The sequence below is a fragment of the Stenomitos rutilans genome, from assembly GCF_059505485.1.
Window position 1 is genome coordinate 23,382 of the sequence record NZ_JCACKR010000072.1, and the last position, 26,430, is coordinate 49,811.

General features: G+C 46.8%; 16 protein-coding genes and 3 tRNA genes. 10 read left to right on the forward strand and 9 right to left on the reverse strand.

Annotated features, from left to right (window positions below; all coding sequences use genetic code 11):
- Positions 1–1,436 precede the first annotated feature (1,436 nt).
- Entirely contained in the window at positions 1,437–2,105 is a 669-nt protein-coding gene (locus AC5JLP_RS13025) for a TnsB C-terminal domain-containing protein (RefSeq protein WP_496068344.1), read from the forward strand.
- 507 nt (positions 2,106–2,612) lie between these two features.
- On the opposite strand, the gene AC5JLP_RS13030 is transcribed toward AC5JLP_RS13025, so the two are convergent.
- Positions 2,613–2,683 (reverse strand) — tRNA-Cys (locus tag AC5JLP_RS13030).
- 193 nt (positions 2,684–2,876) lie between these two features.
- Between AC5JLP_RS13030 and AC5JLP_RS13035 the strand changes: the two genes are divergently transcribed.
- Both AC5JLP_RS13035 and AC5JLP_RS13040 read left to right on the forward strand, forming a co-directional pair.
- A complete protein-coding gene (locus tag AC5JLP_RS13035; protein WP_496068345.1) occupies positions 2,877–3,239 on the forward strand; it encodes a hypothetical protein in 363 nt (120 codons plus the stop codon).
- 93 nt (positions 3,240–3,332) lie between these two features.
- Positions 3,333–3,758 (forward strand): hypothetical protein, encoded by a 426-nt coding sequence (locus AC5JLP_RS13040; RefSeq protein WP_496068346.1) that lies wholly within the window; start codon positions 3,333–3,335, stop codon positions 3,756–3,758.
- 459 nt (positions 3,759–4,217) lie between these two features.
- Here the strand turns inward: AC5JLP_RS13040 and AC5JLP_RS13045 are convergent, their stop codons facing one another.
- A complete protein-coding gene (locus AC5JLP_RS13045) occupies positions 4,218–8,864 on the reverse strand; it encodes a CHAT domain-containing protein (protein WP_496068347.1) in 4,647 nt (1,548 codons plus the stop codon).
- A gap of 239 nt (positions 8,865–9,103) precedes the next feature.
- Positions 9,104–9,604 (reverse strand): GNAT family N-acetyltransferase, encoded by a 501-nt coding sequence (locus AC5JLP_RS13050; protein ID WP_496068348.1) that lies wholly within the window; start codon positions 9,602–9,604, stop codon positions 9,104–9,106.
- A gap of 149 nt (positions 9,605–9,753) precedes the next feature.
- On the opposite strand from AC5JLP_RS13050, the gene AC5JLP_RS13055 reads away from it, so the two are divergent.
- Both AC5JLP_RS13055 and AC5JLP_RS13060 read left to right on the forward strand, forming a co-directional pair.
- Positions 9,754–9,827: transfer RNA gene (locus AC5JLP_RS13055), tRNA-Asp, on the forward strand.
- Positions 9,828–10,682: 855 nt separating this feature from the next.
- The gene (locus tag AC5JLP_RS13060) at positions 10,683–10,889 is read left to right on the forward strand and encodes a hypothetical protein (RefSeq protein ID WP_496068383.1); all 207 of its coding nucleotides are present in this window, start codon (positions 10,683–10,685) and stop codon (positions 10,887–10,889) included.
- 54 nt (positions 10,890–10,943) lie between these two features.
- Here AC5JLP_RS13060 and AC5JLP_RS13065 read toward each other — a convergent pair whose 3' ends face one another.
- On the reverse strand, positions 10,944–11,516 hold the full coding sequence (locus AC5JLP_RS13065) for a hypothetical protein (RefSeq protein ID WP_496068349.1): 573 nt from the start codon (positions 11,514–11,516) through the stop codon (positions 10,944–10,946).
- 521 nt (positions 11,517–12,037) lie between these two features.
- Between AC5JLP_RS13065 and AC5JLP_RS13070 the strand changes: the two genes are divergently transcribed.
- Together AC5JLP_RS13070 and AC5JLP_RS13075 are read left to right on the forward strand one after the other, a co-directional pair.
- On the forward strand, positions 12,038–13,261 hold the full coding sequence (locus tag AC5JLP_RS13070; protein WP_496068350.1) for a hypothetical protein: 1,224 nt from the start codon (positions 12,038–12,040) through the stop codon (positions 13,259–13,261).
- A gap of 156 nt (positions 13,262–13,417) precedes the next feature.
- Positions 13,418–14,776, forward strand: coding sequence for a hypothetical protein (locus tag AC5JLP_RS13075; RefSeq protein ID WP_496068351.1), 1,359 nt, complete (start codon positions 13,418–13,420; stop codon positions 14,774–14,776).
- A 237-nt stretch (positions 14,777–15,013) separates the two neighbouring features.
- On the opposite strand, the gene AC5JLP_RS13080 is transcribed toward AC5JLP_RS13075, so the two are convergent.
- Together AC5JLP_RS13080 and AC5JLP_RS13085 are read right to left on the reverse strand one after the other, a co-directional pair.
- Positions 15,014–16,171 (reverse strand): VapE domain-containing protein, encoded by a 1,158-nt coding sequence (locus AC5JLP_RS13080; protein ID WP_496068352.1) that lies wholly within the window; start codon positions 16,169–16,171, stop codon positions 15,014–15,016.
- A 1,533-nt stretch (positions 16,172–17,704) separates the two neighbouring features.
- Positions 17,705–18,847, reverse strand: coding sequence for a site-specific integrase (locus tag AC5JLP_RS13085; RefSeq protein WP_496068353.1), 1,143 nt, complete (start codon positions 18,845–18,847; stop codon positions 17,705–17,707).
- A 116-nt stretch (positions 18,848–18,963) separates the two neighbouring features.
- Between AC5JLP_RS13085 and AC5JLP_RS13090 the strand changes: the two genes are divergently transcribed.
- From AC5JLP_RS13090 to AC5JLP_RS13100, 3 genes are all read left to right on the forward strand, one after another.
- Positions 18,964–19,037: transfer RNA gene (locus tag AC5JLP_RS13090), tRNA-Asp, on the forward strand.
- An 853-nt stretch (positions 19,038–19,890) separates the two neighbouring features.
- Positions 19,891–21,588, forward strand: a complete 1,698-nt coding sequence (locus AC5JLP_RS13095) for a HAMP domain-containing sensor histidine kinase (RefSeq protein ID WP_496068354.1) — start codon at positions 19,891–19,893, stop codon at positions 21,586–21,588.
- Positions 21,589–22,915: 1,327 nt separating this feature from the next.
- The gene (locus tag AC5JLP_RS13100) at positions 22,916–23,086 is read left to right on the forward strand and encodes a hypothetical protein (protein ID WP_496068355.1); all 171 of its coding nucleotides are present in this window, start codon (positions 22,916–22,918) and stop codon (positions 23,084–23,086) included.
- Positions 23,087–23,290: 204 nt separating this feature from the next.
- Here the strand turns inward: AC5JLP_RS13100 and AC5JLP_RS13105 are convergent, their stop codons facing one another.
- From AC5JLP_RS13105 to AC5JLP_RS13115, 3 genes are read right to left on the reverse strand one after another with little or no spacing between them, the layout of a single operon-like run.
- Positions 23,291–23,686 (reverse strand): DUF4280 domain-containing protein, encoded by a 396-nt coding sequence (locus AC5JLP_RS13105; RefSeq protein ID WP_496068356.1) that lies wholly within the window; start codon positions 23,684–23,686, stop codon positions 23,291–23,293.
- Positions 23,687–23,718: 32 nt separating this feature from the next.
- Positions 23,719–25,701, reverse strand: coding sequence for a VgrG-related protein (locus AC5JLP_RS13110; RefSeq protein WP_496068357.1), 1,983 nt, complete (start codon positions 25,699–25,701; stop codon positions 23,719–23,721).
- Between the two features lie 23 nt (positions 25,702–25,724).
- Complete coding sequence (locus tag AC5JLP_RS13115; protein WP_496068358.1) at positions 25,725–26,246, reverse strand: CIS tube protein; 522 nt, start codon at positions 26,244–26,246, stop codon at positions 25,725–25,727.
- Positions 26,247–26,430 lie beyond the last annotated feature (184 nt).

A 26,430-nucleotide genomic window follows, 5' to 3' on the forward strand; every position in this document is an offset into this window, starting at 1 on the left:
GCTTTCCGTCCCAGGTAGTTGTCCGTTTCTGGTAAGTGATGTAAGCGACATCCTGCCTTGTGCAGGAACATAGCTCACTTCATAGATGTACGGTTGCGCCACTTTACATCAGGAAGCAGTTTTTGTTACTAGAGCTATTAACCTAGCAACAAGGATACCGAATTACAGGTGCTGCCTGCCAGTAAATTCTTTCTATTTAATAGAGAGGTGCATTGGTAGGCAGGTGGACAGCTACTAAACGCCCCAAGCAAGGGTTGAGCCTACCCTTTTTCTTCATCGCAAATTTGGCAAACCGAAGCGAGGACAATTTTCGTGGCAGGTTTGCCAAATTTGTAGATCTCCCGCTGGAGCCATTTCTAGCGATAGAGGTAGCCAAATGTTACCTTAGTGAAACCAGCTTTAGTGCACTAGCACTGAAGTCTGCCAAAACTCGTTCTAAAAATCCGCTCCAGCAAGCGATTCAACTTGGAGGGTTTCTATTGCCCTCCTGACCTACGGTGGGCTGAAAGTGCGCGTCAGTGCCGTGAAGGCATGGCTCCACACTGTTTCTACTGCCCTCCTGACCTACGGTGGGCTGAAAGGACTTGATGATTTCTTTCATTTGCCCAGCCGGAGTGGTTTCTACTGCCCTCCTGACCTACGGCGGGCTGAAAGAACAATTGTCCCGTTCTTTTTATAATGGGGTGAAGTTTCTACTGCCCTCCTGACCTACGGTGGGCTGAAAGTAGAAGTTTATTCACCTTTCACATGGCACGACAACGGTTTCTACTGCCCCCCTAACTTACGGTGTTTTAATCGACCCAGCGAAATGATTTCGCTGGGTCGACTGAAACAAATTTCTACAGCCCTCCTGACCTATGGTGGCTGGAAGTCGTTGGGTTCGACCCAGCGACACGGATTTCGCTGGGTCGACTGAAACAAATTTTTACAGCCCTCCTGACCTATGGTGAGCATAAAGAGCTAACTTTCATCGGCCAGCACTTTCTGCATCTAGGTTTCTACTCCCCCCTGACCTATGGTGGGCTGAAAGGTGAGTTGGTTTTCGGTGTCCTTGTGAGGGAGCAAGTGTTCTCACTGCTCTCCTAGCACTTAGCGGGCTGAAAGTGGGTGAAATGTAGTCAGCCATTCTTCTCTGATATTTCTATTGTCCTACTACGATGCGGACCAAAAGCTCACTAAATATTTGTACGGGCAAAATCCATTTCGCACGTATTTTGGTCACTATCACTATATCGGATTTGCTAATCAAAGAGGTTATTTAGTCAAGGGTAGGCTGAAAGAGGCAAGGGTCTGCAAATTCTTTTTGTAGAACCGTTTCAGAGAGCAATCAAGCTATGGCTGCCAAAGCCTTGGTTGCCTCATTTCCAATGCTTTTGCAGGCAATTGGTCACTATGGCAGCGACAGGAAAACGTTCTAGAAACTTAAGGAGAAATTTATGGTGCAAAACCTCAGCCAGCCAGACATCGCATCGTGCAGCAATCAGACATGGTGCTTATCTTTCTCACTTCTTAATATTGTTGTAGAGGATGAGAACGGCACGATGCTTGGTCGTCCGATGCTGGCAGTTCTTTGTGATGTTTATGCATCGGTCATTTCAGGGTACCACTTGAGTCTTGGAGAACCAAATCTGCGTATGACAGTTGCAGCCTTAAAGCACGCTATCCTTCGTAAGAATTATCCTCTCGAAGATGGTTTTTTGGGGAATTGGTCTATTTATGGCGTGCCTAAAATACTGCTGGTTGATGCCTCTACACGCTGGACTTCAAGTAACTTCGCTCCTCTGCATCATTTGCTCAAGAGACTTGGCATTGGTTTAGTTCAGCGAACAGCACTATCAGCAGGCACGACCATCGAGCGGTTGCTCAAGGGCTTCAGTAGTAGAGTTGATTCTCTCCCACTAAAGAGCACTGGGCATTTAGCAGCGGTAGAAGGACATCCTCGTCTCACCCTTGCACAATTAGATCGCTTGCTAATGCGGTACATTGCGGACGAATACAATCAATCGCTGCATCCCCGTGCTCACAGCCAAACGCGCTTAGAGCGATGGCAGGCTGGACTCGCTTCCAGTCCCAAAGTGCTCTCAGAGCAGGACTTTGAGGTGTAAATTGCAGCAGTAGGCAATCTCATAGCTAGTGTCAGCGTCATAGCGGCTGGGAATAAGCTCCCACCCGCTATTTTTTGTCAGTCTGCTTTCACACCCTGCTAGCAACCGATTTGCTTATGCTCTTAGCAAAGCTGCCAAAAAGAGGCAATTGCACAACTCATTTGCAAATTGCGTAATATTAGATGCTCAGTTATGACGGATCGTGCCACTCATTTACGAATTCGGGCGGATTCTGTGCCAGCAATTTGCGAATCCAAAATCTGTGCCACTTATTTGCAAACAAGAAGCTATGTACTGAATCGCTAGATTCAGTTACCATACCTATAGTTTATTTGTTTAAGGTGCATTCAAAGGAGTAGGCGAGTAATTGCGCCACTCATTTGAGAACTGAGCTAAATTTGCGCCACTTATTTGCAAGTGGCTAAATAGTCTGAAAAAGACCGATTGCGCCACCTATTTGCGAATTGCGCCATATTTTTTGGTTATTCACAACTGTACAGTTTCGGAAGGCGGCACCCGGATTCGAACCGGGGGTGAGGGTTTTGCAGACCCTAGCCTTACCACTTGGCGATGCCGCCGAAATGTAAGCTTCCAGAAACTAGACTATACCAAATTTCATGCACCATTGATCTACCAAGGTGCATCTAGCCAGCATTCTCAGTTTGAAAATTCAACTGGCGTTGAGTGAGATATCGAGCTTTAAACCCTCAAGCATAAAGGTAATACCAATTCTTCAAGCTTCAGCGACAGCTGCTCTAAAGTAGCGATTGGATGCAACCAGCCAACATGGCAGGTGTTGACAAGCTCGCGATCACCGCAACCGCAGCAGACCTTAAGCAACGACTCAGACAGGCAAAGACCGCTTCTGACCCAGAGCGGCTGCAAAGGCTTGCTCTGCTCCAAAGTGGGCAAGCGACGACGACCCAGTCTGCTGGCACCGTGCTCGGTTGCCCTCGCGTCACGGTGCCGGATTGGCTACGCCTGGATCGCCGTGGTGGGCTGCAGACACGGCAGGCTTTGCCGTCTCGGACTGGGCGGCGGCAAAGCCTGCCACAAGGGGCCCAAGCGGCACTCAACCAACAGTGGCACGAACGTGAGGGTTGCCCGATCTACGGCGAAAGTTGCCCGTGGTGAGCGCCGCCACTGGGCATCACTGCTCCCTACAAAACAGTGCAGCAGTTAGTGCATGACCGCCTTCAAGCCGCACCGCGAGGGCTCGACCCCTGAGTGCAGCAAATACCGCTGCCCGCGTGGAGGCAGAGCCAAACCCTCGCTGAGCAACTCGCACGGCTGGCTTGGTCTGCCGTGGTCGTACTGGGCTTCAGTGGGCGCGTGCACTATGTCTGCGAGGAGGAGACGAGGAGGGGACTCAAGACGCTCAGTGGACGCAACATCACAGCCCAGGGTGTCCAGCCGCAAGGCCAGGGGCCGTGGCCGTGGCCGTCCACTTACCTGTACGGCCGCGTCGAACCAGCGACCGGAGAGCACTGCTGCTATGCGTTGACGCATCTCAACAGTAACTGTTTTCAGGTGTTTCTCAATTTGGTCAGTGAGCTGTTCCACGACAGCATGCTCATCATGCAGTTGGCTCAAGCTGGCGCACCTCAAGCCAAGCGCTGCAAGCTGCCAGCCGACATCATCTTGCTGTGCTAGCCGTCCCAGGCACCCGCAACCCATCCCCTGGAGCGCGTGTGGCCGCCTTTGAAGTTGGGCTTAAGAGGCAGTAGCCCAAAGACCTGGAGGCGTTGCGCTTGCTCATGTGAGCACGGTTAGAAGCGAGGACCCAAACAGTGATTGCTCTGCTTGTGGGCTAGCACTCCATACTAAACGTGCTTATAGCTGGTCTTTAAGGAATGGGTATTACTCAAAAGGCAGCTCTTTGGCCAAGATGAACACGCGGAGCATTGAAGAAAGGCTGGAACGCAGTCAAGAATTGCCCAAATGGAACATCCTGATTCGACCTGCTAGTGGGTAAATTCATTTATGGAAAGCTCTTCAGTAAGTGCGGTAAAGACAAACACGCCTGGATTGGCACGATCGACCTGTTTTTTGAGTCAGCGCACGCTTGGCTTAACCGATTCGAGTTTGTACGCAGCCAGGACGCTTAGTGTTCTACCACGGGTTACCAACCATCGTGAAGGCGGCCCAGTAGTAGGGGTGAGAGAGTTGGCGATCGCGGACGGCAAGGCTAGCGGGTGGTAAGGGAATGCCTTCGCCTGCTTCAATGCCCTGCAAACGACCGTTTTGCAGAAAGACTTTGCCCGTTGCCATCGCGAGTTGCGCCTGTCGGAGAGCATCAGCTTTGATGCGGGCCGTGCGGAGGTCTTTGTAGAAGCCCGTCATGAGAGCAGTGGTGGCGGCATCGCTGACGTACCAGAGGCTGGCAACGGCTGTTTTCACCCCAGTTTGTACGGCTAGTCCACCAAAACCCAGTTCGGCCTCGCGATCGCCCAATGCTGTAGCACAGGCGCTAAGTACCAGGAGTTCAATCTGTGGATCGTTCCAACCAAGCTGGCGAACTTGATCGAGCCGAAGTTTGTTATCCCAAAGCTGGATGTAAGAATTGTCGAGTGCGCCGGGGTAGAAGTCGGCATGGGTTGCTAGATGAATGATGCCAAAGGGTTGCTCTTTGCGAAAGGCTTTGAGGTTTTCGAGGGTGACGTTGTTGTTAAAGGCGAGTCGCCCTGACCAGAGCTGATTGACGAGGATGGAGACTTCAACAGGGACTGCTGGTAAAGGCGGCTGATCTTGAGTGCTTTCTGAAATGCCTAGCCCCAGAACTTTCACATCACGAATGTCGCGGTAGCGGGTGTCGGTGAGGTTCAAGCTGGGCATCACACCAACGCTATATTTTTCAATCAGGAAGATTTGCCCATCGTTAAGGGCCGCCACTGGCAACGATCGCAGCCCCGCATCCAGCAAAAAGACGAGGTTGTTGATGCCTCTCGTTTCTAAAGCAGGCGCGATTGGGGCAATGAGCCACTGATAAAGCTTTCGGCTCATACCCATGTAAGTATTGGCGCGCGTTTTGCGTGGGTCGGAGACCTCATTGCGGAATTGCTGTGCCAGGGTTAAGACCTTCACGCGGGTTGCTTCGGGTAGCCGTTTACGGATGGCATCGCCTTTCGCGGTGATCACCACCAGTTCAAGCTGATCCGTGCTGCGATTGACGGCTGCATCATCGATCTGGAGCTGTTTCGTTTGGGTCTCTTCCGCGCGTTCTAGAGACGCAGGCACGAAACTAATGTAGATAAAGGCGGGCTTTGCGCCAGTATCTTGTTCAATGCGTTGAGCGATGTCTCGCGGGTCTTCACGTTTTTTGGGGCGCGTATCGTCTAGCCCCAGGTAGGACTCAAAATCGCGAGTGAAACGGTCTTCGGGCGTGTCGGGTGTCAGCTTAAAGGTGGGCAGCGGAGTCACGTTTGGCTTGAGATCCGGTGTGGAGCAGATGGTCAGCGCACAGGGATCGGAAACGGTAATTGTCTCTGGGGGTGAAGTCGATGTCAGAGCCTGAACACTCACCTGCACTTGTACGGAGTTGGAGATGGAAACCCCATCACTAGCTCTGAGTGTAAACGCACCGAGTAGTCCACTGGCATTGCTCGGTGGTGTGTAGACCAGAACATCTCCTGGAACCAGGGTCGTTGAACTTGGAATGACGGGATTACCGTTGCGCGTTAGAGATGCACCGGGAGCGATCGAAGTAATCGTCAGCGTAGTGACATCCTGGTTTACGTCCGTGACACTAGGAGCGATCGCGGCATAGCTAATTGTAAACGGCGTATTTTGGGTGGCACCTGATAGGGTGGTATTGGCGCTTAAGGACGGTGGTGTGTTGAGCGAGGTCACCGTGATGCCAGTCGCGGGGACGACGGTGATGGTATTTGCCTGCACTGGAAAGATGCCAGAGGCAATGACGTTGCCACCACCCCGGTTGATTGCGCCTGCGGTGCCGTTGGTGGTGGCAGTTCCCACGACGAAGGGCGCATTGTTAGGGCCACCATCGTGCTGAATAGCGATCGTGCCGCCCGTATTTGACCCTTGCGTGTCGATCGTGGTGCCTGCCTGCGTGCCTTGCACTAACCCCGTTGCCGTTACCGCCACATTGCCCCCAACACCTGTAGCGTTAACCAGGTTTTCAGTGCCACGTGTATCAATGCTCGTAAAGGTGATGTTGCTGCCAGGAACAGAGCCAGCCGTGAGTGTAACGGCTCCTCCCTGATAGGCCGGGGTCCCGATCGCAAACGTGGCGTTTGAAATGGCTGAGGCATTGATGGTGCCAGTGGTAATGGTGCTTCCGGCTTGCAGCGTGACAGCACCACCTTGGGCACCATAGCCATTGCCACCTGTGTAGAACGAGCTGATGTCGTTTGTGGTAATCGATCCGCCAGCCGTAAGGCTAACAGCCCCTCCGCTGATCACCGAAAAGCCGTTAGTTGTAGACGACGAGTCGATCGTCCCCGTAGTAATGTTGCCAGGAGCAGACAGAATCACGGGGCCGCCACTGTCGATCGTATTGCTCGTCGTAATATTACCCGTCGTAATATTGCCAGCAGTCGTGCGTAAAATCAGCGCTCGGCTAGTCGTCAGCAAGCCCGAATCGGGATCGCCCGTTGCGGTAGCATCCGCGCCTGTAATGACGATCGGCCCTGTAAAGGTAATGTCTCCTCCTGCCTGCACTTTGAGGGCAACCCCTGTATAGGCACCGTTTGTAAATGCTCCAGCGACGGTAAAAATCGGGTCGTAAAGGCTGGTGAAATTGCTTGCGCCGCCTGATAGAGTCTGTACAAACAGGTTGCCGCCGCTGGTGAAATGCGAGTCACCAGAAATCACACCATCGCTAATGAGACTCAGATCACCACCGCTTTGAAAGGGTGCAGTTTGGAGGTGGTTGAGTGCCAGAATATCGATCCCTCGATCGCCCTGAATGGTCAACTTTCCGCCTGCTGTGGCGTTAAACGGATTGGCAACATTATCGCGAATCAACACCGTATCCCGTGCCAACAGATTTAAGTCGCTTGTGGTTTGCAGTTGGCTTTCGACCAGCGTGAGATTGCGGCTAGCGAATAGGGTTGCAGTCTGTGCTGAAGCGGCACGCACGGCCACATCGCCTGACTGAATCGATGTGGTGGAACCTGTCAACACAACGGTGCCATCAGAATTCGTGCTGACTCCTGTCGCATTGCCAAAGTTGCCTCCGGTCAGCAGCTGAGGGAGAGCGGCGATCGGCAGATTCCAAACTTGCGGCAACGTCGCTGGCTGAGCGGGTGTAATGGACTGAATTTCTAGGCTCAGAAGGCTTCCAGGTTGGCTGAGCTTGACCAGACTCTGACCAGGTACAGCGGCGACGAGCAGTTGTCCTCCGGGTGCGGAAAGGGTGCCTGTGCTAACGATCGTGCCACCCAGTAACGCTAGAGTTTGTCCCGCTGTGACGGCTAGATTGCCGAAATTCACAATGCTACCGGGTTGGTCGATCGTGAACGCAAAGCTACCTGGTGTCCCGCTAAGGGTCGCATAATCATCGGTGCCAGTTGCGCTAAACCAACGGCTACCAAAGCCGATACCCGTAGCGGTTGTGGCAGTAAATGAGGCAGGCACGTTCAAGCTAGCATTGGCACCAAAAATAATGCCAGCCGGATTTAACAGAAACAGGTTAGCGTTACTGCCTGTCACCTGGAGCCGCCCGTTGATGATGGATGCTTCGCCACCAACCACCCGCCCCAAAATGTTTTGAATTTGGGGATTAGCCAGAAAATTAGCCGTTTCGTTCGCAGACACTCCAAACCGCTGGAAACTCTGAAACAGGTTTGTGCCTGACTGGGCACCCCCACCAATGTCGTAACGGCTGCCGCTAAGGGTGACGCTGGTATTGGTGCCATCGGGTGCGGCAGTGATCGATTGCGCGCGGACTGGCAACCCAGTGGCGAGTCCTAGTAAGGGCAGGGCAGCGAGCAAAGAACCCATTTTTGCCACCAACGTCGGTGCAGCGGCAGTGGGTACCGTCTTGCGACGCAGAAAAAAGCGTCCTTCGGGAAACCGGACTTCTACCGCAAACTGGTCTGCCAAACCTCGCCGTCTCAACGCCTGGGTGATGACTGCTCGCGATCGCAACACTTGTTCTAACCGCCATTGCTGAGACGCACTGCCTGCATGATTGCGATAGTAGTAAAGTGGTTGCCTTACCCGATGAATCGCCGTGATTTCGGATAAGCGCAGACAGAGATCATAGTCCTCCACATAGTCTGACGCGTCGCTGATACCGCCTGCTTGCTCAAAAGCCGATCGCCGGAGCAAGCGAAAGTGAAAGGTCATGAAGTCGAGCAACAGTCGCTCTTTGGAGTAAGGAATGCGGCAACGATCGCCATATCTAATCACGCAGCCCTGCTCATCCATATCCAGGTAATCGGTATAGACCATCCCGATGTGTGGCTGCTGCTGCAAGATCGGCACCGTCTGCTCCAGCGCCGTGGGGGACAGCAAGTCATCGCTATCGACCCAGCCAAGGTAGGTACCTGTGGTATGGGCGATCGCTGATTGGAGCGCGGCGACTCGTCCCCGATGTGCGGCGGCAATCACCCGTACCCGCGCGTCATGCTGGGCATAATGGTCAGCGATGGCAACCGAGCGATCGTCAGACCCGTCATCCCAAATCAGCAGCTCAAAGTCAGTAAACGCTTGTTGCAGGACACTCTCAATCGCGCCCCCAAGATAAGCTTCCCGGTTGTAGGTGGTGATGACAATCGAAATCAGAGGTGACATAGTGCGCCTTAAAATAGAACCAATCACTGACCGTAATGCCTCCTGACGCGATCACTCGCTACGCTGCCATGAGTGTCGGTGAAAGCGTGTATCTTCAGAAAAGCGGTGAACGCATTCAGTACTGATTCTGAAGACGGTATAAACCTTAACGAAAGCACCCCGTACCAGCTCTGATGAATCGCGCTAAACGATCGACAGACCACTAAGTTATCTTCCCTGCATCCGGTATGGCTGAAGTGTTAATGATCGTTAAACTGTAGCCCGACAATCACCAAATCACGGGGAACGGCCTCAAACTCTGCTACGCCAGGCAAATAGCCCCACTGCTGAAAGCCAAACTGCTCAAACAACCGCAGGCTGGGGTGATTATGCGCGAAGATGAAGCCCAACAGCGTCTTAATGTTGAAGGCTGAACTACGGGCGATCGCCTGCTTCAAAAGCGCCTGCCCAATGCCTTGCCGACGATAGGCTGGTGAAACATAGATGCTTAATTCCGCGGCAGCATCGTATGCAGGTCGTCCATAGTAGAAGGATTGAAAGCCCAGCCATCCTGCTACTTCGCCTTCTGCATCCACGACCCACAGTGGTCGTTTGTCTGAGCTGTGCGTATGAAACCAATGCAGGCGACTTTCTACCGTCACAGGAGACAGATCAGCGGTGACGGCCTGACAGGCGATCGTTGAGTTGTAGATAGCTACGATCGCGGCTAAATCCGCTTCCACTGCGTCCCGAATGTGCATACTATTCCCTCGCGTCCACGTTGGCTGGAACTTATCACAAAGTCGCTTTCTGCGTCAGTGCTCCAAGATCGCTTGAGAAAACTCCAGAAAATGTTTGACAAAAGTGTCACAGATCATCACAATGAAGATCGCCTCTAAAAAGGCACCGAGGGACTGTAGTTCAATTGGTTAGAGCACCGCCCTGTCACGGCGGAAGTTGCGGGTTCGAGCCCCGTCAGTCCCGTAGATGAGTTGCATTAAAGGCAGTGTTAGGCAGGAGTAACCAGATTAAGCTGTCCTAAATCTGTCCTAAGCTTGTACATTCCGATAGTAAGTAAGATTCTGTGGAAGCTAACCGCAGTCATCTGCGCTTCTTACGCTTTTGCTTACTGCTGCTGCCACTTAGCAGATCTCTCCAATGCAAGATCTCTTCAGCAGTCTTCCGTAACTCTTTGACAAGTAGAAAAATCTCTTTACTCACTGCTTTATCCTCTTACTGAGTGCTGTGCCCTTCAGAGACTCGTATCAGGCTTCTGAAGCTGTCTACCTCTACAAGATAGCAATGAGGGGTTAGCGCCTTTAACGGCGATGGAGTAGGGTTGAAAGCTTTAGGCTAGATAATCCACACATTGACTGCGTTCTTGGGGGCTTGTGAACTAGTAGATCAACCTTTTGTAGACACCTTACCCCCTACAAGATACTACACTTTATACTACACAGCACGAAGAGTACAAATACTCAAGAGCCGTCGAAAAAAGTTCCATAGCATTCGTTGAACGATTTCATTTCCATAAAGATTTTATGTATCTACCTGAGCTAGGGATAGATATTCAGTATTTATCTGAGTACTGTAACTTTTGACTTTATGAAAGCTATGCAAGAGTCTTTGCTCACGGTATGTATGGGATTGGCTTCACTTTGCTTGCCTGTTTCTGCCCTAGCAATGTCAAAGGTGCCAGACTACCCTTGCTACATGATCAGTCCACGCGGATCAGTGTTGAATTTAAGTTCACTCTGTGGCGATAAGCCTGCAACCCCATCGAGTGCAACCACATTAAGTGAAAATACAGCAGCTACTACGCCATCAGGTATCTTCACAATGAGCCAGTATAAGCAAATCCGACTGAGATCTACTTATACTCGTGTCGTGCAGATTTTGGGCGCTCCAGGCACAGAAGTATCTAGTTCTGGCTCACCAGGCTCGAAATTGAGTTCATACATTTGGGAAAATTCTGACGGATCAGACATCCAAATAACATTCGAGAACAACAGAGTAACTGCGAAAGCACAGACTGGGTTGCAGTGAGTCTGTGATGTCATTGCCTAAATCTCTAGCCTCATAAAGCTACTGTAAAAGCCTCTAGTTCTCTATACCGCTGCCTTTAGACTGGAAAGTATTAGATATTAGGCTCGGTCTGATCACTTCGTTGATATAAATAAGCGCAGCCAAAAGCTTCTGCCAGTCAGTTGATAAAAGCGAGAAGGTATAATCGATACCGTGATCGAGCAGAGGCGAGGCAAAAGAAGCAACTGGGATGCAGTTAGAAATGAGCTTTAAGAGTAAGGCTTTCAGCTCAGCAGATACGGGGGGATCTAAATGATGCTGTTGGTCTTCTCTCTGAACTAGCTCTGGATCAACATGATGGACAATAGCACTTTCTATTTGTTCGGTATCGATTTCCGCCCAAGTAGTCCCCTGAATAACCCTACTCCAATCTATTCGCACTCTGTCAGCTACATCAGTAACTAACTGCTTGTAGTCTCGCTTATCGAAAAGCTGCCCCATAGTTCCGTGACGTAAAAAGCTTACGTGATCACAAATTAGTTCAGGTGAGTTACCAAAAGGCGTTCCAATAATGCTTCCCAAGGCATTAAGATGCTTCTGTGAAGTGCTTTCCAAAAGTAAGCGAAGCTCTTGAAGGTTGTGTGGCATACGAGAAACAGTCTCACATTCTTATGTTTATTAAAATTATCGGTGGCATGATCAGACACAAGTGATGCTTATCTGTCTGGGTTTCCTATACTAAAAGAGTTTCGTTAGTATTTCAGGCTCTTACTGTCTATCATAAATTAACACGACTGTTTAAGATGCTTTTATACAAGCCACTAATGAGGCTGTGTTATCTGCGGCGTATAGGTTTGAGGCAGGCGAGGCAATTTTCTCTCCTACCTGCCTGCTAATTCTAGATGCAAATCGGTAGCAATCAATCAGGATCGCACAGCACGAAGAGTATAAATACTCAAGAACCGTCGAAAATAAAAAGCTTGAGTGTAGATGCTAAGAAGATTTAGCCAAAACTTATAGTTATTTCTGCTTCCTTCCGGGAACTCTAGGGCAAGCTCAGTAATAGAGTGGCAAAGTAGCAATCTGTCTAGTCTAAGCAATACCCATTATTTGCTCGTTCACTGACAGACTTATAGTGTTAGTTGCTGAAAACAGCCTTTAGGAAGAGCATGAGAGAGTTTGGATTAACCTTAGAACAAACCAGAGTTCTGTTCAGTTACCAATATCATTTGGTACTGGCAGAGATTGATAGTGAATCGAAGTATGAGAAAAAGATTCTTAAAAAGCAATGGCTATCTAAATGGAAAGAATCAACAGAGCTTTTTCTGAAAAGCCAAGTTACTCAAGAAGATGCTCTTAATTCTTCTTCCCATCTGATTATTGAGCTTTCATTACTTAAGTCAGTAATGGACGCAATCAAAGCAGAGAAAGCAAATAAGCTTACGTTTCGCATAATCCTACTAGAGATTGTGTTTTTCATACCTTATTATCAGCTTGGAAGTCCTATTGATAAAAAGTTTCAGGATTTGAAGATAGCTGACAAGAAAAAATGGGTAGAAAAGCTAAAATACTTTGCTTTTACTCTTGGAATAGAGCAAGATTGTGTTGATCGATATAAGTCAAACTATGAGAAAGCCATTAGCGAGATAAGCGGAAAGGGGGCAAACCTTTTAATAGGTGGGCTGGTTGGAACGCTCATCCTAGTTGTAGTAGCAGCGTTTGCGACACCACTTGTAGCAGGTTTACTTGCCCCTATCCTTGCTCCTGGTCTTTCTGGTGCGGCAGCAATATCAGCCGTTTTAGCTGCTCTTGGTGGAGGCGCAATAGCAGTAGGCGGTTTTGGAATGGCAGGTGGTTTTGCAGTAATTGTTGGTGGCGGTGCGATTCTTGGTGCGGGTGCAGGTGCCGGAATAGGCGCTTTACTTGCTCAATCACCTGATACGGCTTTATCACAGGCGGCAAAACTTGAAGTAGTAATGAGGGAACTTATTTTTATTCAAAAAGATTTCCGATTAGTTCAAGATATTCTGAAAGAGCAAAAAAACGCGATTCGTTCTTTAGAAGATGAGAGAGACAAGCTGCTTTTTGATAAAGAAAAAAATAGAAAAGAAATAGATAACCTGGCAAAATCGATCAACTTTTTGAAGAAAGCACTTGAAATAAATCAAAACTTGTTAGCTTCAGACATAAACAATTATATTCAAAGTCCAGTTTGCTCTTCTTGTACTCACCTAAGTTCTAATTTTGAATCAGGTAGACGCAGACGTTGCAAAGCTTTTGAAAAAATACCAGATGAGATTTGGAAAGGACAGAATGATCATCGTAAACTTTACCCAGGTGACAAAGGAATTATTTTTAAGGATAGTAACGATAAAGCCAACCAAGATAAATAAGACAAAATTAAAAACATTGGAACGGAGAAGCTACCTGCATTAGATGCAGAACCGTTAACTTAAACTTACCTTGAATTAGCTTAACTTCTTTTTAAGGGAAGTTTTAGAAGAAAACGAAAGGTTCTCATTCAGCTAATATCAACTCTGACTTTCATTATGACCAGAATATTCAATTTTGATGATGAGTTGCAGGAGTCTGGAAAGCAGATTCTAAATATTCACTCTGACCTTGCAGAAATCCGAAAGGAGCAGAGAAGGGATACTGACGAATTAGAAAACTTAGCCTCTGAATTACGTGAAATATACAGTAAGGTTGGATTGTCACCAGAGTTCAACAACAATCTTTCACCTCAAAAACCTAATGACTTATCTACGTTTACATGGGATGATCAATTATTCCTAACACATAACCCTCTTGTGGCAGAAGCTAGAATCAAAGCAGAGATCTTCAGAAATCCAGAGCTTCTTCCTCCTCTCTCAGGCTTAGATTATGCAATTGTTGGCATCTCAGGTTTAGCTGCTTGTATCATTGATTTTTTGATTGTTAGGATTCCAAAAGACATAAACTACTTAGGAAAATTCCGCCAAGAAGGGAGCAGTTTTACAGGTTGGTTAAGGACACTAGGTACTGATGATAAAAACCAATTAAATCCGTTTCTCAAATGGTGTGAGCAAGTCTGCAAAGTTCCTTATGATCAGAGCGTCAATTCTAATATCCAGGGATTTAGCCCTAAAACACATAGACTTTTGAGCCTTGGGCATGATCCGTTATTTGGCTTGATCTTTGGAATTCTAGATATTCTTAATGGATCAATAACAGCTTTTGGCACTAACGGTAGTCTTCAAATAATCAAGACGTTTGATCCATCCTTAACTGATAAAGTATTTTCTCCATTAATTTGGATAGGACATATTGTGTCTGATGTCTGTACAAAAATGGGAATTCCCATTCCCGGATGGGCATTCCTTCAGATACTTCAATTTGGCTCTTTTGGTGAAAAGGGTAGGAGTATTGCAGAAATCTCTAAATGGATGTACCTAAACGGATACGACATAAGGCACCTTGTCACAATGTCTATTCCAGTTGCCGTGATTGAAATTATCGTAAGAAGCTATCACTATCTTTCACTTGTAGATAGCCCAGACAAACTCCAAGGCTCAATTCATAGTTCTATTGCAACTCAAGAAATAGCCCGAATAGAATCTAATCTTAAACTTCATAAGATGCTTTTCCTAGCTCACGCTGTAGCAGCAAGTGGAAATGCTCTCAAAGTGTTCGCATACGGTGGTAATCCTTTAGCAATAAATCTTCCACAGTGGATTTTCTTCTTGAAAGAAAGTATAAAAATAGCGCAGACAGTTTCAAGGGATAAGACACCTGAAAAACTTATTCATAATCGGAAAAAGATCGATACTGAATGGGATGAGATTAGGAGCATTCAGATTGGAAGGCTGTCAGCATTAGATACAAACTCATCAACCTACTTTGATTATTTCAGAACAGCCAGCCAGTAATAAACCCTAAAATAGTCACAATTAGCGATATGGTCAATCAGAAATCGTCAAAACCATTGCTGAGAGAGACTCTCAGAGCTTGACTACTCTGACTAGATGATTTTCTACTTTTATCTTCCTTGCTTAAACGCTTTATTTTCTTTAGACTCTTCTTAAAAAAAGATGTAGTCAATGTAGTCAATGTAGTCAACCCATCGCCAAGTAAGGTGTTGAGCTGACTACTTCTCTGACTACAACTTAATTCTTTGTCCAGTAGTAGGTACGCTCTTTACCTACGGGAGTCATTCTACTTTTTTGGTATCCAGCTTGAGTAAGAATTTTAGACACTCTTTTCTCTTGTGTTATCCCTTGCTTTCCTGGAATTATTCCTAGAGCCATCGACAAAACATCTGCAATAGTAAATGGTTCAGTTTGAGTCTGCACCCAACTTAGAACAGTACTGTCCCAAATATCTTTTACATCATAGTTCGCATTCGTCTGATCACTCAGCGCTTGTTCTTCAGGAGTTAAGTGCCAAATGTGCCCTTGTTTATAAAGGCTAACAGCACAAGCCCAAATTAGATCTCTGTTTTGTTCAACCCAATCTGTATCAATCGGGTTAAGGACTTTAACAACCCAGAATCTTCTGTTTCCAGTGTCGTCAATCAGAAAATCATCCTTGTTTGTAGTTCCTACTAACGTAAAATGCCTTTCCTTTGTTTCAGACATATTGACGTAGAGATGCTTAATCTCATCTCGTCTCGTACTCATATAGTTTTTGAGATGATTCAGATTGTTGTATGTCAGCTTGCTGTCCAATTCGCCATACTCAATAATCCAATATTTATAGGAGTCTTTTAAGGCTTTGTCATTACTGGCAGAATGGTTGATAGTAACAAACCTTGAAGGATGAGCCAGTGTTTCAAAGAATGTTGTCTTGCGGTAGCCTTGCTTTCCACTAAGAATTAAAGCAGTATCTTGCTTGCAGCCAGGTTCTAGCGCTCTTGCAACGGCACCAACTAAGAACTTAGTCAAGTACGTTACCTCTAGATCAGTCTGTGCGCCAACAACATTCTTAGCTAGAAAATCAAGGATTTCAACGTTGACTTTATCCTTGTATAATTCGTAAATGCTGCTTAGGTAACTAGCAACTTCAGAGTAGGGCTTTTCCCAGGCAAAATTATAAATGAGATCCTTAATGTCTTGATTAGAAACAATCAATCCATTATTTTTTTCGATGGTTACTCTTAGCTGAGTAAGATTTATTTGGTTTCCATCAAGCCTAATTTCGCACCTATGCGTGTCCCACGTTATTCGATCAGCGTACTCTGATTCGAGTAGATCATGTAATTGCACAAGAGTAGATACTGAGAATTGCTTCGTATCATTCTTTTCGGCTACAATATTATTATTCATGAGTAGATTATTAGTTTTATAAGTTCGTTATTGTTTTTAGGGCATCAGTTTATAGCTGGTGCCTTTTAGTTTTAATTGATAGTAAACGCCTACTGTTTTATTCGAGTAAGTGCTTAATGTGAGCTTGTAAAGCCTCACGAGTAAAAGTCGTTATGTTCCGACCTCTCCCCTTAGCAAAGCTTGTAATGAAGCTAATCTCATCAGGAGTCATTTTGACACCCAAGATTTTGCTACGCACTTGACGTTGGCAAGCTTCATTCAAGTCAATCGATGGTTCAGTTGTTTGTAAAGTCATAGTTAATAAAAATTAATTTAACGGGATTGATCGCTGGACGGGACTTTGATTGCCGCAGATCTAGCTGTATGAGTTCATCTGTTCTCCCTTTGCTTGCTTGCGATCTTGCCCAATATGTAGGAAAGCGCACAAACCCCAAAGGAGAGGATGACCTGTTTGTCAAGGTACTACACTAAGTATAACACAACATTTAACGATTTACGGCTCCTTTATAAAGAATTGATGAAGAAGCAAAATTTGCATTGACATGCGGATATCTGTTTATTTCATCCAGCAGGTGAAATACTTTGCCATCGAAGAAAGAGCATCAGGCGCAGAACCTAACGCTCTCTGTCAACCATGTTTACTCTCTGTCACTCTGGTGACATATAACGAATTAACACACTGACTACCTCTCCAGATTCGCCTAGAATGCCTGCTGATTGAGGCTTAGACCACTCTCTTGTCTCGGAATAACCCACAACGTGTAGGGAATTTATCGTTGCTCTAACAGTCTCTCTAGAGCCAATTAGGAGATGTTTGATTCTTGTTCTGCCTGATTCAGATTGGTTGCTTTCAGTCTTTTCTATCGCTAAAGGTTTTTCTGGCATCTGATCACCTAATGAATGCTGTAACGGAAATAGCTTGAAACCCTTACAGGAAGGCATCTGAGCGGGATTTAAGGGTTATTGCTTGCATCCCTCCTTATTGCAGACAAGATCTCATTAGCTAGTTGTGACATTGACCAGCGTTCTAGCGGACAAGAAACAGCCTGATCACCAGGAGCTTGTAACCATGAGAGGCACTCTTCTACTTCAGACGGTCTGTAAGCTTCCCTGATCAGGATTTTAGTGAGAAGCTGCGACATAACAGCCGCTTGTGAATCGGTCAGAACGAGCATAAGTAGGAGTCCTCCTTTAATTTGAAAGGATTATACCCAAATTGCGACAATACGCGCAATGCAGTGTTTAAGTATTGTCGTATTTTGGTTTTCCCTTATGAGACGATTAACAGGTTACTTGCTTTAGTTGGCTTCGTGGCGAAGAAGAGTACAGATAAAATCGAGATCCGTGGATACGTGCCTAAAGACCTAGACAAATTGGTACGATCTATCGCCGTGCTTAAAAGTGAATCCCTCTCAGCAGTCGTAGAGCAAGCATTAGAACTTTGGGTAAATCAGGACGATCAGCTAAAAATTAGGGAACGCCATAGATTAGATGACATCGAAGAGTAGATGACTCAGCTTTAGCAAATCACAGCTATCTTTTTTTCGACGGCTCTTTTCCGTTGCTGGTTAGCGAGATTTCTGGTAAGGATGGTCTGTTAATCATGTGCCCATAAGTCTGCATGACCATACGTGTATCAGCATGACCAGCAATATAAGCTACCCCAGTGATAGGAATACCTTGTTCGATGGCGTGGGATAACAGAGTATGGCGTGTTGTATAGGGCTTGCGATATTCGATACCGAGGTCAGCCAAAAGCTGCTTCCAATCTTCTCTGAAGTTACCTGAGTCGATAACGCAGCCTCTAGCAGATTTGAATACTAAGTCATCTGGCGTAGCTCTAGAAGGCTTAATGCTTGAGAGCAAATTAGATAGGTCTCCAGTCATAGTCAAGTAACGAATGCTACCTGACTTTGTTTCTTTTCTCACCCTTCGATAGCCGTTTCCTGTGCGGTCTTTTGATAAAGAATCACGTATAACGACTTCATTGCGGTCAAAGTCTATGTGCTTCCATTGCAGCCCTATCGCTTCTGATGTCCTCACACCGCTAAGGAACATAAACTGCACAAAAGGCGAGTAATGGCTATGCTGACGTTCAAAGGCAGCAAGGATCGTTTTCATCTCGTCAAGCGTAAACGGTTTGATCTCTGGCTTCGATGCCTTTCTGGTCTTAACCTTCTCAAACGGGTTGCTTTCTACTAGCTTTTCAGTCATTGCCCAACAGAGGCAGGTCTTAAGGTAGCCCAAGCGCTTATTGAAAGTACTAGCTGCAATAGAAGCGTTAGTAAACCAAGATGTGTCTGTTAGCCCTGATCTAGCTTTGACCATCATTCGTCTGATCATCTCGTAATGGTCAGCTTTTGTCGCTGGTGATAGATCGAGAGTATCTACCCAAGCGTCCCAAACCTCTAGCAATGATTTAGACGAAGGTTTACTAGCTGTCTGCGTTAGCCGCGTGTTCTCAGTGGGATTCAGCTTGTACTTCGATAGGGTCGGGTCAAAGTAGCCAGCAAGAATATCGTTCCGAATCCTGGTAGCGACAGTTTTAGCTTGTGCTAGATCTCGCTCGTTAGAATAGTTAGCTCCTTGCAGAGGATTGAAGCTATAGCGTTTACCGTTGAGAGTAAATTTCAGTTGAATCGAGCCGTGGTTGTTTAGTGGTATGATTTCTCGCACTGTCCTAAATCTGTCCTAAACGAGTGCTTAGGGGCATCAATAGAAAAGCGTCTTGGTTAGTCGTCTGCTCTGAAACACGCTCTAGGCAATGAAGATCGCCTCTAAAAAGGCACCGAGGGACTGTAGTTCAATTGGTTAGAGCACCGCCCTGTCACGGCGGAAGTTGCGGGTTCGAGCCCCGTCAGTCCCGTAGAGAACGTTGTGTTGCTTCCTCGATGTTGTAAAGCAAACTTTGGGTTTGCTAGTATCTGAGCAGCATGCAAACGCCAACGGCTGTAGCCACCTTTTAGCTTCTAGCTGGTCTTTTAACCAAGCTAAAAATTTCTGTAGCTTGGTTGGATGTCAGCAGCGTAGGGAACTCTAAAACAGTTCGAGCAATTTTTCCTTTGCAAGATTATTTGAATGCTACACCATCAAGCTTAAAACATGGCTAAAACAATGCTCAAACACGGTAGAAAATCCGGATTGAGCAACTAGCGGTTTGGAAAACATAACATCAACCCTTGAGAACAAATTAAGCGCCAGCCAAATCAGAAGCCAGCTAGCTTGATTCTTACCGAGGGCCTAACCCCGCAGCACAAAATTGAGTTTTTCTGTTAACACTTACGCAGTTCAGCCTCTATCATTTTCCTTTCCCTAATCCCAAGCTACCGGAGCACTCCACTAAGCATGCATGATTCAGAAGGGCAATCCAGCAGTCTTTGCTTTATCCTGGTGAAACTGACGGTTGTCGGAGAAGACATAGCCGCATGACTCCAGTTGGTGTTCTTCGCTCCTTTGTCGGTAATAGCCTCGCAAAATACCGAATGATCAAAACGGTAGCTGTATTGCCTTTAAGTGCTCTGGATAACGTAAGTACCAACGCTGACCAAGTAATCCTATGCATCGCCATTTCGCCAACCATACGCCAAGTATGCATTGCTAATATATTCTCTCTTGACACCCAAAACTAAGAGACTTCTTACAAAAACTATTTTGTCCTCGCTCAGACTTTGTTCAGAAGCTTCAGTACCGACAGGATGTATCAACTGAGGTTGCACAAGGTGGATTTACCGCAGCATCAACATAATCAAAACCATCAGCCTTCATGCGCAACGAACAATCAAGGCAAATTAGTTAGCTTAAGAGTAAAAATTTTGCTCGGCTTCAGTATGGTCTTTAGCATTGTTTTTGCTGGCGCTTTCTACTGGTTTTATAATTTTTCTACAGAGAAAAGCCTCTCGCGTTTACGGGCAGATATGAAATCAACACTGATAGGTGCCGTGCGAGGTGTAGATACGAAGGAATTACTAGCACTTTATAACGAAGGCAAACCCAATGCCTCAGGTTTTTCTGATGATGAACGGTTTCAGCACCAGTTGGCATGGTTTGAAACTGTTCACCGTATAGAACCACGCGCCTGGCTTTACACGTATGTTGCTGGCAAAGCCAGCAATAATCGGCGCGTTGGGGTATCCAGCGTGAGACAGAATGAGCTAGAAATCATTTATTTGGTAGATCTTTGGGCAAAATACAATCCATCTAAATCAGTTCGATTTCTTGAATCAGGTGTCCCTGGATTGGTAACTCAGCAGGTTTTGGAGCGCGGTGAGATCGTTGAAAACAAAGATATTTATACAGATAAATGGGGTACTTGGCTGTCTGCATTTGCTCCATTAAAGGACTCAAATGGCGAAGTTAGAGCAGTTTTAGGCATTGATATTCAAGCAGATTATGTTCGTAGCCTTCAGCAGGAGATTCGGGACAAGGTATGGCTTACATTTGCTATAACCTATGCCATTCTTTTTGTTTTAATTTATATTCTGTCTGGTATTTTAACAAAACATTTAACCGAACTTACTAGATCTGCTGAACGAATTGCTGAAGGCAACTATGATCAGGCTTTGTCTTTCTCAAATCGAAGTCAATTTCCTGATGAGATGAACACACTTGCTCAAGTGTTCGAGGTCATGATCGACAGTATTCGCACTCGTGAACAATTGATTCGGGAAGGCAAACAAGCAGAAGACGAAATCCGTCGCGCTCTACAGGAAGAGAAAGAGCTTGGAGAACTCAAGTCTCGCTTTGTTTCAATGGCATCCCATGAATTTCGTACACCTTTAACGACAATCAGAACAGCGATCGAAATCCTTGAGCGTTACGGAGATGTCGCGAGCGAAGCTAAAAAAAGCGAGTATTTTCAGCGAATCCGAGCAGCAATTCAGAATATCAACCAATTAGTTGAAGATGTGCTGATCATTGGCGAAGCGGAATCTGGAAAATTAGAGTTTAATCCTCAATGGCTGGATCTCGAAGCATTATGCCAAGAAATTCTTGAAGAGATTGAATTGGGTGTTGGCGCTGGTCATACGATCGCTCTTACATGTTCCGGTCGTTCCCAGCAAGTGTATGTTGATCCAAAGTTAATACGATCCATTTTGCTTAACCTATTGTCGAATGCTGTAAAATACTCGGCTCAAGGTAGTGTTATTAGATTCGCTTGCTCTTATCTAGAGCAGGCAGTTAGCTTTGAAATTCAAGACCAGGGGATTGGTATCCCCTTGGAGGATCAGCCTCAACTCTTTGAGTTGTTTCATCGTGCTCGTAATACTAATAAGATTCAAGGTACCGGATTAGGACTAGCCATTGTCAAGCAATGTGTTGAAATACATCACGGACAAATTACCTTTACAAGCCAAGAGAATATTGGTACAACGTTTTGTGCGACTTTACCGTTTGGTTTAGAGCCACATCTGTCATAAGAACCATTCAGCAGAACTTCTCATGTAATTTCAGAAAAATAAATTTTCTTTGCTTCTCAGCCTATTGCCAAGCTAGAAGACTAAGAGACAATGAAGACACTGTATTCACTCTGTAAATCTATGCGCCTTTAAGCTCCGTGTCCGTATAATTACAGGGGCGCTGTAGTTCTATCTCTTATCTAGCGTTTACTTAAGTTTCCGCGCTAAGCCCGACCATGCAAACGGAACTGCTCTACAAGGAAGACTTTGAGTACGTAAACCAAACGTCTTTTGAGTGCTTTTATTTACACACGCTTCACATGTACTTCTGAGCGCGATCTGTCCAAAGGCCTGTGTACTCAATGCTTTGGCTGTTAGATGTTCAGAATTGCATAGTCTAGAAAATATTGTTTTGGTTATGCTTCTGAAAAGCGCTAGATTGCTCTCGGTAAAGGGATTACTGTCGATATATAAGCCCATCAGGAACGTGGCTGCCATAGTGACTCAGGCTTGCCCGTTAACAAACAACTTCTGTAGGAATTACTTGCTAAAGCATAAGCTAGCCTCCTTAACTTGAGGAAGCATCTATGCAAAAGTTTGATTTGCGTAGTCTGCCGACTGGGGCAACTACTTTCTTGCGGTGCATTGCTATCGTTTTATCCTTTAGCTCAGTTTTGAGATGTTTTAGCTAGAGGATCTTTATTAAGTGGAGAACAGCGAAGCAAATGACTAACTTATTCCAGAAAACAGTAGCTCTGATTACGATCGGCTCTCTCATCGTACTAACAATTAATTCAATGCCTGCCTTCTCTAAGCAACCTCCACCACCTAGATGTGGCTCTACAAAATGTTTGAAGTAAAAGCTCTGTAGAAGCCATTTTCAATAATGTCAGCTGATCTTTCAACTGGGAGATTTCTTGAAAGGTGCCTTAAAGAACTCAAATCCCCATGCCCCTCTAAGACTCAATATCTACTGTGTGGTTCATTCGACTCCCAGCACGTTTCACCACCTGTCTGAGAAGGTTCTCACGGTAGCTTTAGTCACCTGGAGCGCTTGACTGCTGAGTCTTAGATTGAACTGAAAGCTGACTTTTTGAATGCATTAGATCCCTGTACAGTGGAGTACTTCAATACTATGAATCGCACCCAGCCAGTTACCTGTTATAACCTGACGGATGTTCAAGCAATTTTGAGCATCTTAGCTAGACAGGTTCAGCCTCAAAATCAAGCCTTTGAGCCAAATAAATTAGGCTCAAAATAAGCGACGAAAACAGGGCCTAGCAGCAATCTAAGCAATAAAGGATGCATCTGCTAAATACTTTTATTTCGTAAGAAGCTGCGTCAGAATATGAATGATGATGAAATGCTGACTCGTCGCAGCTTAACAGACGTGCGAGCAATTCTTACCATTCTGGCTAAGCAAACTCAAAAAAAACCTACTGTTGGTAAGCGAGAAGTAGAGGAGAGTACTCTGCTTAAGTCTCAATCGACGATGAATGAATTACCGGATTTGAGCTAGTGTTCTGAAATAGAAATGATGCAACATGCTTGAGCGCTACTCAGTCCTCAGCACTCTTTCAACCGACGTTGCGAAACTTTTAATGCGCTGTACTGGTTCAGTTTTTCTGGGTGGCTTATAGGTTTCAGTTCCCTGGAGAAGATCGGTGAACCTTGATGTGATGCATCATCTTTTCAGTCTTAACATCTTGCGTTATTGAAACACTTAAGTCACGTTAACTTTGAACTGTCCGGGTGTCACCACTCGAATCATGCCACCCCATGCGCAGCTACAGACGGCGGTACTAGGCAAAGCCGGAAACATGCCAATCTTGACTTTCAAAGCTCCGGGTGCCCACGGTCCGATCAGCACCGGAATACAGGGCATTGGGGTTAAAACGCCAAGCGCGGCAGTGGTGGCAGCGGCAACCGTTGGGTTCGCCAGGGATGTGCACATGCTAAACGGCAGGATATTGACCAACGGTGCAAAATCCATAATTGAGGCTGCCAGCATTCCATTGATCGTGACGGGCGGCCCTTTGGGAACCACCATTAAGGTGCTGGGAGCCATCCCAAAGGGCGTGCATTGTAGTGTTGCTCCCATACAAACTTGCATTGGCATCTTGTTGACTCCTGGTGAATGTGAGCGAAGCGTTAACCCAGTGAAATCGATAGTGCTGATACCGCCACGGAAACATCGCCTTTAACCGTCGTGGCGCTACCCTTGACTGTCGTCATACCGACCGAAGAGACATCGATCGCGCCCGCAGAGATATTGATTTTATTGGCACCCATTTTTTGCTCAATCCCTGCATTCGAGATGTTGATGCTGCTGCCGCCTACTTTTAAGACAATGCCCGTGTTCGTGATCTCAATACTGCTGCCGCCGACCTTAAGCTCAATTTTTTGCGCCGCTGTGACCTCAATCTCGCCTGTACCATTAACCTGCATTTTGCGCCCCTGGTCGTCCATTTTGCAGAACTGCCCCCCTTTGCTTTTTAGCTCTAGCTTTTGATTTTGGTCGTCGAGCAGCAGTTGATGTCCTTCTTTCGTTTTGAGTGCGATCGCCTTTTCAGTGTCCTTTAGCTGTAACGTGTGCCCATACACGGTCGTTAAATAAACGCCCTTTTTACTCTCACCCTTGTCTTCTTCGACAAACTGTAAGGTGTGGCCGGTGCGAGTTTTCAGGGTACGCAATCGGACTTTGCCATCGACAACAGCATCATCAACGCTGGCGGGCGGTGCATCTGTGCCGTTCCACACGCCACCAATGACAAACGGACGATGAATGTCGCCATGCTCAAACCCAACCAGTACTTCATCATTCACTTCGGGCAGGCAATCAAACCCTCGGTTCGCGCCAGCCCCCACTGAAATGACTCTTGCCCAATCGCTTTCGTGTGTGTCAGTCAGTGTGGGGAATTTTACCCGCACTCGTCCCCACTTTTTGGGGTCTTTGTTGTTGGTGACCACACCAATCATGAGTGTTTGCCCTGGTTGCAGGCGTGTCTGCGGCATGATGGCCGTCAACAAGTCGTTGTCGCGGAGTCCTCGAACGCTGAACTCGGTTGTGTAGATGCGTTGTTGAAAGAAGTGGCGTGTTTCGGTGACGTAATATTTGCCGCTGTATTTGCCTAAGTCAGAAAGCTTGATGACTTTACCGGGGCGAATCTCAGGGTTTCCTTCTGCTTTGGCATCGGCTTGAATGAACTCGCCTGACAGTTCGTTGTAGAGCGCTTGAGCCATCGTGTCCGATTCTTGGCTGGACGCGATAGGCTGATTGACGACAACCAGCGTGGGTTTGCCTTGAAATGCTGTGCTGGCAGCACTACCTTTACCTTGATCGATCGCGGTCACCACTTCCTCGGTTTGGCTACTCCTGGTCGAGACGATCGGCTTTTTGTTTTGGTAATCCCACCCTCTCACTTCAACGGCACTCACCTGTTCGGCACTGCTGACACGCACCTGAAAGCTGCTAATGGCTTCCAGCCACTTGAGTTGGAGTGATGCTCCAGCAGTGGGTTTGCGAAAATGGAGTTTGCCATCCTGCACAAACAGCTCAAACCCATGTCGAGCGGCTCGTTCGCGCAAAAACTCCATGTTGGTCTGGTTTTCTTGAAACACATAGCCAACGGGATCGCCAAAGCCAAAAGGGCCACCCGTATCGTCGATCGTTCCGACGCTGACACCCGCTTCTTTGACAATCTGACGCACAATATCGCTGTCTTTCATATTTTGAAACGAGCGATTGTAGCGTCCTCGGTGCAGGCGATGGCTCACGTCATAACCTCGCACCACGATCGGCGCTTGCGATTCTGCATTGAAATGAGCCTCGATCGCGGTAATTTCGCCTTTGATCAGGGTGCTGTTTTTTGCCTGACTGAACTGGCGATCGTCCGTTGTGCTAGAGGTAAAGCCAATTTCAATCGGTTTGCCGATCGTCAATGTTTTCTCATATTGCCAGGGCTTTTCGCCGCTGCGTGCGGGGTAGTAGTCATTCCGAATGACGAGCGTGAACATGCCTGGTAGATGCAAGCTTTCCTCTACTGAAAGTTGCAGAATATCTTCCATAAGACTGGCAGAGGCAGCTTGTCCGTCAATTTTTAGCGTTGGTTGGGCAGTGTAACTGGCAGACATGATGGGGCACTCATCCTTAAAAATTATTTTTTACGGCTACTGCGCGAATCACCCTCGCGATCGACGGAAGAGGATGCTCCCATCCCAGGCTGAGAAACCGATTCGTCAACTTCCTCTAATTGCAGGCTCAGCTTGGCTCTGACAGGCGTGCCATCGGCAAGAAACATCGTCAGCGTGTAAGAAAGCTCTGTCACAAAACAGCGGATGTATTTTTGCTTGCCCCAGGTAAAAACATAGGTGGGCGGACGTTTTCCCTTGGCGTCGCCACTTTTGGCAAAGGTGACGGCTTTTTCAAACTCTTTCACGTAGGTCATCACACTTTTGCTGCCGCCTTCTTCATAGGTGTCGAGCATGATGTCACTAATGCTGAGGCTGCACGGCTCTGGATGCCCAAAGCTGGTTTTTGGCATGCCATCTTCTGTGCGTGATCCACCGTTGGCATTCAGCGTAAACCGTTGCTTAAACGCCAATTGACTAGGGTTAAACATAAACTCGATCGTCCCGCCACCATCTGTAGAAACGAGTTGAGCTTTGACGAATTGCATAGTGGATTCTCCAGCAAAATGCCATTACGATTAATAGCAACCATTAAGTTCATTCATTGCCGTCGGTTTATAGCCATCATCCGCGTTAAATGACAGTCTTTGTTATCGGCTTTCACCACACCCGGTACGCTATAACCTATACTCATAGGCAAAAGTTGTAGCGCATCCCAGCCATAGCCGCTGT

Coding starts and splice junctions, on each gene's coding strand:
- AC5JLP_RS13080 (WP_496068352.1), bottom strand. CDS start 16,171: ATGAATAATAATATTGTAGCCGAAAAGAATGATACGAAGCAATTCTCA.
- AC5JLP_RS13110 (WP_496068357.1), bottom strand. CDS start 25,701: ATGTCTGCCAGTTACACTGCCCAACCAACGCTAAAAATTGACGGACAA.
- AC5JLP_RS13075 (WP_496068351.1), top strand. CDS start 13,418: ATGACCAGAATATTCAATTTTGATGATGAGTTGCAGGAGTCTGGAAAG.
- AC5JLP_RS13025 (WP_496068344.1), top strand. CDS start 1,437: ATGGTGCAAAACCTCAGCCAGCCAGACATCGCATCGTGCAGCAATCAG.
- AC5JLP_RS13115 (WP_496068358.1), bottom strand. CDS start 26,246: ATGCAATTCGTCAAAGCTCAACTCGTTTCTACAGATGGTGGCGGGACG.
- AC5JLP_RS13050 (WP_496068348.1), bottom strand. CDS start 9,604: ATGCACATTCGGGACGCAGTGGAAGCGGATTTAGCCGCGATCGTAGCT.
- AC5JLP_RS13070 (WP_496068350.1), top strand. CDS start 12,038: ATGAGAGAGTTTGGATTAACCTTAGAACAAACCAGAGTTCTGTTCAGT.
- AC5JLP_RS13105 (WP_496068356.1), bottom strand. CDS start 23,686: ATGCCAATGCAAGTTTGTATGGGAGCAACACTACAATGCACGCCCTTT.
- AC5JLP_RS13065 (WP_496068349.1), bottom strand. CDS start 11,516: ATGCCACACAACCTTCAAGAGCTTCGCTTACTTTTGGAAAGCACTTCA.
- AC5JLP_RS13060 (WP_496068383.1), top strand. CDS start 10,683: ATGAGCCAGTATAAGCAAATCCGACTGAGATCTACTTATACTCGTGTC.
- AC5JLP_RS13045 (WP_496068347.1), bottom strand. CDS start 8,864: ATGTCACCTCTGATTTCGATTGTCATCACCACCTACAACCGGGAAGCT.
- AC5JLP_RS13100 (WP_496068355.1), top strand. CDS start 22,916: ATGAATGATGATGAAATGCTGACTCGTCGCAGCTTAACAGACGTGCGA.
- AC5JLP_RS13035 (WP_496068345.1), top strand. CDS start 2,877: ATGCAACCAGCCAACATGGCAGGTGTTGACAAGCTCGCGATCACCGCA.